Source organism: Actinocrinis sp., assembly GCF_035938995.1.
GTDB lineage: Bacteria > Actinomycetota > Actinomycetes > Streptomycetales > Catenulisporaceae > DASZGI01.
Genome location: NZ_DASZGI010000282.1, coordinates 30,292 through 43,732, shown reverse-complemented (window position 1 = coordinate 43,732; position 13,441 = coordinate 30,292). Strand labels below are relative to the sequence as shown.

Below are 13,441 nucleotides of genomic sequence, written 5' to 3'. Positions count from 1 at the left end.
AGCAGTGACCGCCCCGGGCAGCGTGACGGCGGCCGGTTCAACCGGGACGACCGGCGCGGCGGGTTCGACCGCAACAACGACCGCCCCGGGCACAGCGACCGTTACGGCCGGGACGACCGGCGCGGCAGCGGTCCGCGTTCTTCGGATCGCGGCGGGCGGTAGCTCGCCATTTTCTCAGGGCCCTGCGGCGCGTGCCGTGGGGCCCTGATCTTTTCGCCGCAGTGCGCCGAGTGTTTTCGGCCCGGTCTAGAGCACCAGCGCGAGGCCGAGGCCGAGTGCGGCGGCGGCCAGTCCGGAGGCAATGCTGCCGACGGCGTTTCCGAGGGCGGTGAGCCCAGAGCCGTCCTCCATGAGGCGGATGGTGTCGTGGCTGAAGGTGGAGAACGTCGTGTAGCCGCCGCACACGCCGGTGCCGACGATGGCGACGACCCGCGGCGAGAGGCCGTGGTGCGCGGCGGTTCCGGCGATCAGCCCGAGGACGAAGGACCCGGTGATGTTGATCAGCCAGGTGCCGAGCGGGAACACGGTGCGCAGGCGGCGGGTGACCGTCTGGTCGAGCAGGTAGCGGGCGATCGCGCCGAGCGCGGCGGCGGCGCCGACGGCGACCGCGGTGATCAAGGAGCCGTCCTCGGGTCGGGGACGGGGGTGCGGCGTCGGCGGGCGAGTACGGCGCGGCCGACGGTGAGTCCGAGGCTGGTGGCGGCGAGCCCGGTGGCCAGGGAGCCGAGCAGGTACCAGGCAGCGGTGGCGTAGTGGTGGGCGGCGAAGAGACGGTCGGCGTCGACCATCCAGGTCGAGAAGGTCGTGTAGGCGCCGCAGAATCCGACGGCGAGCAGCGGCCGGACGTAGCGGGTCGGCGGCCAGATCTCGAGGACGAAGACGAGCAGCAGCGCGAGCGCGAACGAGCCGGACACGTTGACGGCGAACGTGGTGGCGGGGAAGGCGCCGGGTGCGGTGGGGAAGGCCAGGCCCAGCTCGTAGCGGATGAGGCCGCCGGCGAATCCTCCGGCGGCGATGGCGGCCAGCACCGTCGGCTGTACGCCGGTTCTGGGCTTGGCTGCGGGCTGCGGTGCCAGGTGGGGCGCGGACGTCGCGGGGGCGGCGTCCGCGAGTTGTGTGCCGTCGGCGTCGATCGCCTCGGTCTCAGAGGTCATCGCGGTGTTCTCCTCCTACTCGCCCGCTCCTGGGGAGGCGGGGACTGCATCGAGTAGGGACCGTTGGCCGCGACGTGCGGCGGTTGACGGCGAGCCCCTCCGCCGGAACCGACAGTCTAACCGACGGACCGCGAAGCCTGGCTAGTGGAGCGGACGAGGTACCGGACCGGGCTGGCGATCGGCTCGCGGGTTCTGCTGGTTTTGCTCGGCTTGTGCTCGTTTTCATCAGATAACGATCCGCCGTCGGGGCTTTGCGCGGCTGGACGGGCGGCTGAGACTGGGGGCATTCAGCAGTGTGGTCGCGTCGGGCGAGGAGGCCGGGCGCGGTGGAAGGCGAGGTCGGGACGGTGACGGCTCCTGCGGCGGCACCGGGGATCGGTGGAACGGCGGCGGAGGGCCCGGGTTCGGCCGGGGGTGCCCAGGGAGCGTCGGGGTCGGGGCCGCGCGGAGGGGATCCGCGCGCAGCGCGGCGCATGCTGCGCAGGCGCACTCCCCGCGCCCGGCGGCGCACGCACCGGCTCTCGTCCCGGATCCTGGCGTTGCAGCTGGCGATCCTGCTGGTGACGAGCGTGATCGGGTTCGTGCTGTTCGCGTTCGCCCAGCGCAGCCAGCTGGACATGCAGAACGAGCAGCGGGCGCTGGACATCGCGGCGACGGTGGCGGCGGAGCCGGAGATTCGCACAGTGATGGCGAACGGCCAGGACCACGGCGTGGTGCAGAGCGTCGCGGAGCGGATCCGCAGGGCCACGGACGCCTCGTACATCGTGGTGATCGACATGGACAAGGTCCGGCACTCGCATCCGATCCCGTCGCTCATCGGCCAGAAGGTGTCCGAGCCGATCTTCGTGCTCGACGGCAAGGGGTACACGAGGATCGACAACGGGTCGACGGGGCGGTCGGCGAACGGGTTCGCGCCGCTGTACGGGCCGGCCGGGAATCTGGTCGGCGAGGTGTCCGTGGGCATCCCGGACCGGGACATCTGGTCGCAGCTGTGGCGTGAGCTGCCGGTGTTCGCGCTGTATGCGGCGATCGCGCTGGGCGTCGGTGTCGCGGCGTCGTTCGCGTTGGCGCGGCGGCTGAAGCGGTCGACGTTCGGGTTGGAGCTGGAGGAGATCGCGGGGCTGTTGCAGGAGCGGGAGGCGATGCTGCACGGGGTGCGGGAGGGCGTGGTCGCGTTCGACCCGCAGGAGCGGGTCACGGTGGTCAACGACGAAGCGCGGCGGCTGCTGGGGCTCGGCACCGCGCTCGGCGAGCCGCTGCCTGTGCTGGTGCCGGAGGGGCGGCTGCGCGACGCGCTCGACGGCACGGTCAGCGGCCCGGACATCACGGTGCTCACGGACGAGCACTGCCTTTCGGTGAACCGGATGCCCGTGGTTCTCGAAGGGCGTGCGCTCGGTGCGGTGGTGACGGTGCGGGACAGGACGGAGTTGGTGGGGCTGCTGCGGGAGCTGGACACGATGCGCGGGCTGACCGACGCGTTGCGGGCGCAGCAGCACGAGTTCTCCAACCGGATGCACACGCTGGCCGGTCTGCTCGAGTTGGGCGACCAGGACGCGGCGTTGGAGTACGCGGTCGAGACGGCGGGGGCGGGGCCGGCGCTGGCCGAGTCGCTGCGGGCCCGGATCGGGGATCCGCTGCTGGTGGGGCTGGTGGTGGCGAAGGCGACGGTGGCGGCCGAGCGGGGGGTGGAGCTGGCGGTGTCGCCGGACACCCGGCTGGGCGAGGAGGCGCCGCATCTGCGCAGGCTGTTGACGATCGTGGGGAATCTGCTGGACAACGCGATCGAGGCGGCCGCGGGGGTGGAGGGCGGCCGGGTCTCGCTGGCGATCGTGCAGGACGCGGACCGGTTGACGGTGCGGGTGGCGGACAACGGTGCCGGGGTGCCGGAGGGCGCGCCGATCTTCGAGGACGGATACTCGACCAGCCCGGACCGGGGTACCGCGCGGCGCGGGCTGGGGCTGGCGCTGGTGCACCGGCTGGTGCAGCGCAACCGCGGGACGATCTCGGTGTCGCGCGGGCCGGGGGCGGTGTTCGAGGTGACGTTCCCGATTCCGGATCCGCGGCCGCTGCCGGACGGTCCGCTGTTCACGGTGCCGCCACGGGTGCTCGGGGAGGTGCCGGCGTGACCGGGGGCGGGATGATGGCGGGAGCAACGGGCGGTGACGGCTGTGATCACCGCGGTGACGGCGGCTGTGGCGGTGACAGTGGCTGTGACGGTGGCTGTGGGAGTGACGAGGGCGGCGACGGTGTGGACGCAATGACCGGGCACGACGAGGACCGGCTCGGCGACGGCGAAGGGACACCCCGCGAGCCGATCCGGGTGCTGGTGGTCGACGACGATTTCCGAGTGAACGGGATCCATGCGGCGTATACGCGCCGGATCGAGGGTTTCGAGGTGGTGGGGCAGGCGCACACGGCGGCGGACGCGCTGCGGATGGCCGCCGGCCTGAAACCGGACCTGGTGCTGATGGACCAGTACCTGCCGGACGGCAACGGGCTGGACGTGGTGCGGGATCTGCTGGCGGCGCAGGATCCGCCGGACGTCCTGGTGATCACGGCGGCGCGGGACATCGGCTCGGTGCGCGGGGCGATGAAGCTGGGTGCGGTCGGATACCTGGTCAAGCCGTTCGGGTTCCCGGTGTTCGCGCAGCGGCTGGCGGCGTATCGGGATCTGCGGGAGCGGGTCGAGTCGTTCGAGCGGGACGCCGAGGCGGACCAGGTGGAGGTAGACGCGCTGTTCGGCGCGGCGCGGCCGGGGGCGGCGCCGACGGCGGAGGCGCAGCCGGGGCCGGAGTCGCTGCCGAAGGGGCACTCGGCGCCGACGTTCGCGCTGGTGCAGTCGGTGCTGATGGAGGCGCGGCGGGACCTGTCGGCGGCGGAGGTGGCACAGTTGACGGGAGTGTCGCGGCCGACGGCGCAGCGGTATCTGGCGTTGCTGGTGAAGCAGGGGGTCGCGCGGCTGGATCTGCGGTACGGCGCGACGGGGAGGCCGGAGCACCGCTACCGGTCCGCGTGACGCGCGCTGCCGCAGCACCTACCGATCCGCCCGTGTAGTCCGGGGACCACTACTGCTGCGGCGCGAGGTCCGCGTGACGCGCGCTGCCGCACCTACCGATCCGCGCTTCCAGCCAACACGGCCCGCGAGAGCAGTCCGCCGCGGCACCGTTCCAATCCGCTCCCCCATCCGCCGGGTCTTCGACTGACAAATATTGAAATCTGTCATTCGATACCCGTAGACTCCGCGGCAGGCGCGCAGGGGCGTGCCGCCGAGCGGAGGAGACGCGATGAAGCTGCGCAGGCTGGGAAGCACCGGTCCGGAGACCGCCGTCATCGGCCTCGGCTGCATGGGCATGTCGGGGATGTACGGTCACGCCGACCGGGCCGAGTCGATCGCCACTGTCCACGCCGCGCTTGACGCCGGGGTGACGCTGCTGGACACCGGCGACTTCTACGGCATGGGCGACAACGAGATGCTGTTGGGCGAGGCGCTGCGCGGGCGGCGCCGGGACGAGTTCCTGATCAGTGTGAAGTTCGGCGCCCAGCGCGGTCCGGACGGCGCCTTTGTCGGCTACGACGCGCGGCCCGCGGCGGTCAAGACCGCGCTGGCGTACTCGCTGCGCCGCCTGGGCACCGACTACGTGGACATCTACCGGCCGGCGCGGCTCGACCCCGCGGTGCCGATCGAGGAGACGGTCGGCGCGATCAAGGAGATGGTCGAGGCGGGGTACGTGCGGCACGTCGGGTTGTCCGAGGTGGGCGCGGACACGATCCGGCGGGCGCGCGCGGTGCACCCGATCGTGGATCTGCAGATCGAGTACTCGCTGTTCAGCCGGGGTGTCGAGGCGCATATCCTGCCGACCGTGCGTGAGCTGGGCATCGGGATCACGGCGTACGGGGTTTTGTCGCGCGGGCTGCTGTCGGGCCACTGGACTCCGGCGCGGTCGACCGGGCCGGGCGACTTCCGCGGCAGCGCGCCGCGGTTCCAGGGTGAGAACCTGGACCGGAACCTGGCGTTGGTGGAGGCGCTGCGAAAGGTGGCGCGGGAGAAGGGCGTGAGCGTGGCGCAGCTGGCGATCGCGTGGGTGGCGGCGCGGGACGAGTTGATCGTGCCGCTGGTCGGGGCGCGCACCCGGGAGCGGCTGGCGGAGGCGCTGGGAGCCGTGGACGTGGAGCTGACGCCGGCGGACCTGGCGCGGATCGAGGCCGCCGTTCCCGCCGGGGCGGCGAGCGGGGATCGGTACGCTGCCGAGCAGATGAGGTCGCTCGACAGCGAGCGGGCGTAGCCGGGCGCACGAGTTGACAGGGGTCTGATGGCGGCGGAACCGCTGACGCGGGACCGGGTGCTCGACGCGGCGGAGGATACGCTCCGCCGCTTCGGCCCGGCCAAGACGACGGTCGTGGACGTCGCGCGGGCGCTCGGGGTCAGCCATGGCACGGTGTACCGGCATTTCGCGTCGAAGGCACAGCTGCGGGACGCGGTGCTGCAGCGGTGGCTGGAGCGGATGAATCCGCCGCTCGAGGCGGTGGCGCGGGAGGACGGTCCGGCGGGCGATCGGCTGCGGCGGTGGCTGCTCACGCTGATCGGGCAGAAGCGTCAGCGAGCGCGTGAGGACCCGGATCTGTTCGCGGCCTACGCGCAGCTGTCGCAGGAGGCGCGCGGGGTGGTCGTGGCGCATCTCGCGCACATGACCCGGATGATCGCGGCGATCGTGGCGGACGGCATGGCGAGCGGGGAGTTCGCGGCCGAAGACGCCGAGGTCACAGCCGCGGCCGTGCTGGACGCCACGACGAGGTTCCACCATCCGGCGTTCGCGGCGCAGTGGGAGGACGCGCAGTGGAATGACACAGCCGCCTTCGACCCGGTGTGGCGGCTGGTTCTGCAGGGTCTCGCGGCCCGCTGAATCAAGCGATTGTCCAGGCCAGAGCCGGTTTTTCGAGCGCAGGAAACGTTTGTTCGAATGCTGCGCGGGTAGGTGTCGGTATGACGGCGAACAACTCGGGGAGGGTTGCTCCATGGCCGACAGGGGCTTCGACGACGGGCGTGCGATGACCGCGGGCTGGGTGCGGGTGCGGTTGACGGCGCCTCAGGATCCGCGCGGGCCGCGCGGGATCGCGTTGACCGAGGGTGAGTTGGTGCTGCGCGCGGACCGGGTGGCCGTGGACGACGAGCACCTGGTGTTCCTCTGTTCGGACGAGGTGGTGTTCCGGCTGGACCGGCGCTATTTCCGGGCGCTGACGTGGTTCGTGGACCGGCCGACGTTCGGCGACTGGCTCAAGGCGCGGCGCAAGCAGTATCCGAACTCGCATACCCGGTGGTCCGAGGACGAGCGCACCCAGCTGTCGGACGAAGTCGGGCAGGGCTTCACGTGGCGGCGGATCTCAGACCTGCACGGGCGGACGGTGAACGCGGTGCAGCGGGAGGCTGTGCGGGACGGGCTGGTCGCGGCAGAGGCGTTCCCCGGACCCGGCGTCGGCTGATCCGCGTTCTTTGACGTCGACCGGGTCGGCCAGCCGGTTCGTCCGGCTGGCCGACCCGGCGGCGGAGGAATCAGGCGCGCCGCTTCACTGCGACCCGCTACCGACGGCGATGGTGCCTCTACGATGGGTCCGTCAGGACACGGCGGACGTCGTGTCGGGGAACGCGACCGCGCACGGGAACGTTGTCCAGGCGCGGGACACCAGGTTGGGTCCGCCCGGTTGAATCGGACGCCACCGGTGAATTCCGGCACAGTGTTGTTCCGACACAGTGTTGAATGACGCGTGATGAGTCGCATGCCGGTTGAATCGAACGCGGGCCGCCCGGCGTGTCCGTTTGATCAAGTGCGCGGCCGGTTAGAGGGTGTCGGTTCACCGGAACCCGTTCCGGCCCGGTGTTCGCACGGACTCACGATGCGGGAAGTGGCGGTGTCCACGTGAACGGCGGACCGCTCGAGTCGTGGCGGCGCAGGCTGCCGCGCCTCGCGAGGGCCGGGCGCGGCGCGTCCGGTGCGCCGGGCGACGCTGCCGACGGCGGGCGCGACGGCGCGGTCGAGGGCGTCGAGAACACGGTCCCCGAGGCCAGGAGTCCGCAGGGCAAGGGTGGCGCCGCCGCGGGCGGCAACGGTGCGGGGCCGCGGGTGGCCGGGCGGACCCGGCCGCGCTCGGGCGCGGTCGGCGCGAGCACGGGGAGTTCGGTAGCCGGGACGCGCACGGTGCGGGTCGCGGCCGAGCGTCCCCCGGGGGCCCTGGGCCCGCCGCGGGTGCCGTACAGCTTGCAGGTCGCGGCGGCGTATGCGTGGCGCGTGCTGATCGTGTGCGCGGCGATCTACGTCGCGTACCTCGTGCTGCTGCGGTTCGAGCTGGTGTGCATCGCGGTGTTCCTGGGGCTGGTGTTCACCTCACTGCTGCGGCCCCCGGTCAACGCGCTGTCCCGCTACCTGCCGCGCAGCTTGAGCGTGCTGGTGACGATACTGGGGGCGATCGCGCTGATCGCCGGGCTGTTCTACGTGGTGGGCAATTCGGTCGCGGGCGAGTCCAGCCGGCTGGCCAGCGAGTTCGGCGGCGGCCTGGCCCGGATCGAGCGGTGGCTGCAGGGGCCGCCGTTCCACGTCAGCCACGCGACCGCGACCGGGCTGCAGGGGAAGATCACCTCGTTCCTCGAGTCCCACCGCTCCGCGTTGATAAGCCAGGCGCTGAGCGGGGCGACCCGCGCCGTGGAGATCCTGACGGTCCTGGCGCTGGCGGTGTTCTGCTCGTTGTTCTTCACCCATTCCGGCGACCGCATGTGGCGCTGGTTCCAGCAGCAGCTGCCCGAGGGTGCGCGGCCCACCTGGCACCGGGCGGGCAGCGCGGCGTGGAACACGTTCGCGGGGTACGCCCGGGGCGTGATCATCGTCGCGGGCGCGAACGCGGTGATGGTGGGGATCTCGCTGTACTTCCTCGGGGTGCCGCTCGCGCTGCCGCTGACCGTGCTGGAGTTCCTCGCCAGCTTCATCCCGCTGATCGGATCCCCGATCGCGATGGCCGTGGCGACGGTGGTGGCGCTGGCCGGGCGCGGGGTGGCGATCGCGGCGGTGGTGCTGATCCTGATCGTGGTGATCGGTCAGATCGAGGGGCACGTGCTGCAGCCGCTGGTGATGGGCTGGGCGGTGCGGCTGCATCCGGTGGTGGTGGCGGTGTCGGTCATCGCGGGGAGCATCGCGGCCGGGCTGCTGGGCGCGGTGGTGGCGGTGCCGGTGGTGTCGATCGGCTGGGCGGTGGTCAGGGAGTTGCGGGCGCCGCCGGACGCGGGTGGGGGCGGGCCGGATGAGACGCCGGAAGCGGACCCGGATGCGGACGCGATCGCCGACGCCGGATGACCGTAGCGTTCGCGGTGACAGCGGGGTCGGTAGCGGGGCGGCGACGGATGGTGTGTCAGGCCGTGGCGCAGCGTTGCCCGGCGGGCAGCACGGACGGCTGCGGGGCCGGGGCGAGCATGGGTAGCAGGCCGCCGACCGTGGTCCGGATGAATTCCGGGACATCTTCAGCCCCGTCCCCCAGCAGCGAGTCGAGGAACGCGCGGTAGAAGCAGGCGCCGAGCAGGAGGGCGGACGCGGCGTCCGGGTCGGCGTTTCGGTTGACGCGTCCGGCGGCCTGCTCGGCGCGCAGGAAGTCGGCGAACTCCCGCAGCGGGATCCGGGGGCCGACGCCGAGCTCGATCAGCCGCCTGCGGTACTGGTCGAGCAGCTCCGGTTCGGCGAACATCGCGCTGCACACCCCCATGGCCTGGGTGTAGTCGCCGATCGCGCACCGCGCCAGGCCGGTGACCATCTCCTCGAGGCTCTGCGTCTCCGCGCGGGCGGGCAGCTCGGCCAGATGCCGGCACAGGGCGCCGGGGCGGCTGACGATCGTCATGATCATGGCGATCACCAGGTCGGCCTTGTCCTTGTAGTGCTTGTAGAGGGCTGCCTCGGAGCAGCCGGCGGCGCGGGCGATCTCCTTGGTGGTGGCGCGGGCGAGGCCGCGCTCGCGCACCACCCGCTCGGCTGCTTCCAGGATCCTGGTTCTGGTCGCGGCTCCGCCTCGGTCACTGCGCGGGTGCTGTGGCATGTGGCGGATCCTTCGTCAGGCCGTGGGTATTGAATAGAATAGTGAACAGGCCGGACATGATCGCCTTGTCTGTAAAGGAAGGCATTCGCGTGCCGCCGCGCAGCCTGCGGCGGCAGTGATTAAGTGGGCTGTTTCCTCGCTTATGCGGTGACGGTGCACGGTATGGCGGCGCGCGCGACCTGATGAAGTGGTCTGATTCGCGCCGCGCGTTCAGCGGGTTGAGGGCAGGCGGTTGATCGGGTGGTCGCCCGTCGCCCACAGATACTGAACGGCGTATGAACGCCAAGGGCGCCATCGCGCGGACGCCGCGGTGAGTGCCGCCGGCGTGGCGGGCAGGCCGAGTTCGCGTGCGGCGGTGCGCACACCCAGGTCGGTGGGGATGAAGGCGTCGGGATCGCCGAGGGCGCGCATCGCAATCACCTCGACCGTCCAGGGTCCGAATCCGGGCAGCTCGGCGAGGCGTGCCCGGGCCCGTTCCCAGTCGCCGCCGATGCCGAGGTCGACCGTTCCGCGGACCAGGGCGTCGATCAGGCCGGTGAGCGTGGTGCGGCGGGAGCGGGGGAAGGCGAGCGTCTCGGGGTCGAGGGCGGCCAGGGCCTGCGGGGAGGGGAACAGGTGGGTCAGGCCGCCGGCCGGGTCGTCGACGGGTTCGCCGTGTGCGGCGACGAGGCGGGCGGCGTGGGTGCGCGCGGCGGCCGTGGAGACCTGCTGGCCGAGGACGGCGCGGACGGCGAATTCGTCGGGGTCGGCGGTGCGCGGCACCCGGCGGCCGGGGTTCTTTGCGACCAGCGGGGCGAGGACGGGGTCGGCGCGCAGCAGGTCGTCGACGGCGACCGGGTCGGCGTCGAGGTCGAGCATCCGGCGGCAGCGGTTGATCGCGTGGGCCAGGTCGCGGAAGTCGCTGAGGGAAAGGCGGCAGGAGATGTGGTCGGGCATCGGCCTCAGCGCGACGATGCCGCTGCCGTGGGGAAGGCGCAGGGTGCGGCGGTAGGCGCCGTCGCGCCATTCTTCGACGCCGGGGACGGCCGTCGCGGCGAGGTGGCCGAAGAGGTTTTCGGGGCACAGCGGGGCGCGGAACGGCAGGCGGAAGGTGAGCGTGCCGGCGGGTGCGGGGGCGGCGGCGCTTGCCGCCGTCGCGATGCTCGCCGCGTCTGGGGTGTTCGGTGGGGCTGGGGTGGCGCGGCGGGCGGCGCGGGTGCGCAGATCGGTCGGTGAGAGGGCGAACACCTCGCGGACGGTCTCGTTGAAGGCGCGGATGCTGGCGAATCCGGCCGCGAAGGCGACGTCGGACATCGGCAGGGTGCTGGTCTCGATCAGCAGCCGCGCGGTCTGGGCGCGCTGGGCGCGGGCGAGGGCGAGCGGTCCGGCGCCGAGTTCGGCGCCCAGTTGGCGCTCGATCTGGCGGGTGCTGTAGCCGAGGCGGGAGGCGAGGCCAGGCACGCCTTCGCGGTCCACGACGCCGTCGGCGATCAGGCGCATGGCGCGCGCGACGAGGTCGGCGCGGTGGTTCCACTCCGGGGAGCCCGGGCTGGCGTCGGGGCGGCACCGCTTGCACGCCCGGAATCCGGCCTGCTGAGCCGCCGCGGCGCTCGGGTAGAAGCGCATGTGCTCCGGCTTCGGGGGGCGGGCGGGGCAGCCGGGGCGGCAGTAGATCCCGGTGGACAGCACGGCGGTGAAGAACCAGCCGTCGAACCGGGAGTCCTTGGACTGCACGGCGCGCACGCAACGCTCGAAGTCTCGGTACACCCCTCCACGGTCACCTGGGGACACGGCCCGAGTCCAGCGGGAATCCGACACGGCGGTTGGGCGGCGGCGGGTAGGCGCGGGGACGAGGTCACCCGGACTGTGGCGCGGGCGTTGGCGTCGGGCGGCGTTCTCGTCGGATCGGGGCTCGTGATCGTCGGAGGGTTCTGGTGGACTGGTGGCATGACGACGATCGAAGACAAGAGCAGGCTCATCGAGAAGGCTCAGCGGTTCCACGCCCTGCACGTGCCGGGCACCCCGGTGGTACTCGCGAACGCGTGGGACGTGGCCAGCGCGCGGGTGGTGGAGGATGCGGGCGCGGCGGCGGTGGCGACCACGAGCGCCGGCGCCGCGTGGAGCCTCGGCGCCCCGGACGGCGACCGGATCACCCGGGAGCAGGCGGTCGGCCTGGTCGCCCGGGTGGCGGCGGCCGTGGCGGTCCCGGTGACCGCGGACGTCGAGAACGGGTTCGCGGACAAGCCAGAGGGGGTGGCCGAGACGATCCGCGCGGTGCTGGGCGCGGGCGCGGTCGGGGTGAACCTGGAGGACACCGCCTATCCGGCGGCCGGCGCGACACCGGTGCCGCTGGCCGAGCAGGTCGAGCGGATCGCGGCGGCCCGGCGGGCGGCCGAGGAGGCGGGCGTGCCGCTCTACATCAATGCCCGGATCGACACGTTCCTGCGCGGTGTGGGCGCGCCTGAGGACCGGCTGGCCGCGACGATCCAGCGGGCGACGGCGTTCCTGAACGCGGGGGCGTCCGGGGTGTTCGTGCCGGGGACGACGGATCTGGAGACGGTGGCGGCTCTGGTCGAGGCGATCGACGCGCCGTTGAACGTGCTGGCGGGTCCCGGGTCGCCGGCGATCGCGGAACTGGCGCGGCTGGGTGTGGCCCGGGTGAGTCTGGGCTCGTCGATCGCACAGGCGGCGTACGGACTGGTGCGGCGGGCGGCACGGGAGGCGTTCACTCAGGGCACGTACACGCAGATCGCGGACCACGCGACTTACGGCGAGCTGAATTCGCTGCTGGGCGGCTGACGCGGCTGGGCCGACCGGATTCTTCGACGTCGGCCGGGGCGGCGGCAATTACAGCCGCCCCGAAGCCGCGGTCAGCGCCGAAGAGCAGCCACGAGCGGGCGCCGTCCCCGTGCGGCGCCCACCGCGGGCTGTTACGGGTGGATCAGGATCTTCATGTGCGACCCGTCGCCGTTGAGCAGTTCCTCGTATCCGTTCTGCTGGGCGTCCTCGAGAGGGATGCGGGCGGTGATCAGGGCGTCGGGGCGCAGGCGTCCGTCGGCGACGGCCGCGATCACCTCGGGGAAGTCGGGGCCGTTGTAGGCCAGGCTGCCGGTGAGGTTGATCTCGGTCACCATCAGCATGCTCTGGTGGAACTCGGCCGCGCGGCCCTGGGCGACGTTCACCGCGGTGCCGCCCTTGGCCAGCACGCCCAGCAGCGGACCGATCGCCGCGGTGCCGATGCCGGAGGCTTCGAAGGAGGCTGCGACGCCGCCGGGCACGTGTTCGCGCACTGCTTCGACCACGTTGCGCTCGGTGGGGTCGATCACCAGGTCCGCGCCGAAGTCGAGGGCGGCCTTGCGCCGGGCCGCGCGTACTTCGCTGACCGCGGTGAAGCCGGCGCCCCACGCCTTGGCGGCGAGCAACAGGCACAGGCCGATCGGGCCGCCGCCGATGATCACGACGCTGTCGCCCTTGCGCAGGTTGGCGCGGCGCAGTGCGTGCCAGGCCACTGCCAGGGGTTCGACGAGGGCCGCGGTGTCGGTGCCGATGCCGTCGGGCATGCGGTGGACGCGTTCGGCCGGGACGACGACGTACTCGGACATCCCTCCGCCGCCGCCCATCAGGCCGATGAAGCCGAAGTCGGCGCAGAGGTTGTAGTGTCCGCGCTGGCACTGGGCGCAGGTCCCACAGGAGATGAGCGGTTCGACGGCGACGACGGCGCCTTCGGGGAAGCCTTCGACGCCGGGCGCGCATTCGACGACGCGTCCGGCGAACTCGTGGCCTTGGACGTGCGGGCCCTTCTCGCCCACCAGGGGGTGCACGAACCCGGGCGGGACCTGGCCATCGGCGTAGTTGTGCAGGTCGGAACCGCAGATCCCGGACCATTCGACCTTGATCTTGACGGTTCCGGGGCGCAGTTGGGGCTCGGGGATCTCGTCGAGCCGGAGGTCTCTAGCGCCATGGAGACAGAGTGCGCGCATGATCATTCCTCGCGGGGGTCGGGGAAGCCGGACGCGGGCCGCGTCCGGGCGGCACGGTGGAGCCGGATTTGCGCTTTGGTATGGAGAACACGTGCGGAGCTCACGGTTAGTTCGCAGCCTTTAGCGAGCCTTGCGCGAAGCACTTGCGGCGACGTGCGTCTGACACTGTTCGCGTTGTGGGCCGATTGTGAAACGTGGCGCATGCGTGGCGCATGCGGCGCTCAACCCGCGCGCATGTTGCATCCTCAGACAATGTCTGCG

Annotated in this window: 12 protein-coding genes; 7 read left to right on the top strand and 5 right to left on the bottom strand. The window is 72.2% G+C overall.

Annotation, left to right across the window (positions count from 1 at the left end; genetic code table 11):
- Positions 1-246: 246 nt before the first annotated feature.
- Both crcB and VGZ32_RS19720 read right to left on the bottom strand, forming a co-directional pair.
- Positions 247-618 carry a fluoride efflux transporter CrcB gene (gene crcB / locus VGZ32_RS19725; protein WP_326887573.1) on the bottom strand — a complete coding sequence of 124 codons (372 nt, stop codon included), beginning with the start codon at positions 616-618 and terminating at the stop codon, positions 247-249.
- Positions 615-1,154, bottom strand: coding sequence for a CrcB family protein (locus tag VGZ32_RS19720; protein ID WP_326887572.1), 540 nt, complete (start codon positions 1,152-1,154; stop codon positions 615-617). Before VGZ32_RS19720 ends, crcB begins: the two co-directional genes overlap by 4 nt.
- A gap of 326 nt (positions 1,155-1,480) precedes the next feature.
- Here VGZ32_RS19720 and VGZ32_RS19715 point away from each other — a divergent pair, with 326 nt between their 5' ends.
- The 6 genes from VGZ32_RS19715 (at position 1,481) to VGZ32_RS19690 (ending at position 8,491) form a co-directional block, all read left to right on the top strand.
- Entirely contained in the window at positions 1,481-3,280 is a 1,800-nt protein-coding gene (locus VGZ32_RS19715; RefSeq protein ID WP_326887571.1) for a sensor histidine kinase, read from the top strand.
- Between the two features lie 131 nt (positions 3,281-3,411).
- On the top strand, positions 3,412-4,170 hold the full coding sequence (locus tag VGZ32_RS19710) for a response regulator transcription factor (RefSeq protein WP_326887570.1): 759 nt from the start codon (positions 3,412-3,414) through the stop codon (positions 4,168-4,170).
- 268 nt (positions 4,171-4,438) lie between these two features.
- Positions 4,439-5,437, top strand: a complete 999-nt coding sequence (locus VGZ32_RS19705) for an aldo/keto reductase (RefSeq protein WP_326887569.1) — start codon at positions 4,439-4,441, stop codon at positions 5,435-5,437.
- A gap of 27 nt (positions 5,438-5,464) precedes the next feature.
- The gene (locus VGZ32_RS19700) at positions 5,465-6,055 is read left to right on the top strand and encodes a TetR family transcriptional regulator (RefSeq protein WP_326887567.1); all 591 of its coding nucleotides are present in this window, start codon (positions 5,465-5,467) and stop codon (positions 6,053-6,055) included.
- Positions 6,056-6,167: 112 nt separating this feature from the next.
- The gene (locus VGZ32_RS19695; RefSeq protein WP_326887566.1) at positions 6,168-6,632 is read left to right on the top strand and encodes a hypothetical protein; all 465 of its coding nucleotides are present in this window, start codon (positions 6,168-6,170) and stop codon (positions 6,630-6,632) included.
- 434 nt (positions 6,633-7,066) lie between these two features.
- Positions 7,067-8,491 carry an AI-2E family transporter gene (locus tag VGZ32_RS19690; RefSeq protein WP_326887564.1) on the top strand — a complete coding sequence of 475 codons (1,425 nt, stop codon included), beginning with the start codon at positions 7,067-7,069 and terminating at the stop codon, positions 8,489-8,491.
- A 55-nt stretch (positions 8,492-8,546) separates the two neighbouring features.
- Here VGZ32_RS19690 and VGZ32_RS19685 read toward each other — a convergent pair whose 3' ends face one another.
- Positions 8,547-9,221 carry a TetR/AcrR family transcriptional regulator gene (locus tag VGZ32_RS19685; RefSeq protein WP_326887563.1) on the bottom strand — a complete coding sequence of 225 codons (675 nt, stop codon included), beginning with the start codon at positions 9,219-9,221 and terminating at the stop codon, positions 8,547-8,549.
- Between the two features lie 210 nt (positions 9,222-9,431).
- Positions 9,432-10,967, bottom strand: a complete 1,536-nt coding sequence (locus VGZ32_RS19680) for an AlkA N-terminal domain-containing protein (RefSeq protein WP_326887562.1) — start codon at positions 10,965-10,967, stop codon at positions 9,432-9,434.
- A 180-nt stretch (positions 10,968-11,147) separates the two neighbouring features.
- Here VGZ32_RS19680 and VGZ32_RS19675 point away from each other — a divergent pair, with 180 nt between their 5' ends.
- Positions 11,148-11,999, top strand: coding sequence for an isocitrate lyase/phosphoenolpyruvate mutase family protein (locus VGZ32_RS19675; protein ID WP_326887561.1), 852 nt, complete (start codon positions 11,148-11,150; stop codon positions 11,997-11,999).
- 131 nt (positions 12,000-12,130) lie between these two features.
- Here VGZ32_RS19675 and VGZ32_RS19670 read toward each other — a convergent pair whose 3' ends face one another.
- Positions 12,131-13,180, bottom strand: coding sequence for a 2,3-butanediol dehydrogenase (locus VGZ32_RS19670; protein WP_326887560.1), 1,050 nt, complete (start codon positions 13,178-13,180; stop codon positions 12,131-12,133).
- Positions 13,181-13,441: the final 261 nt, after the last annotated feature.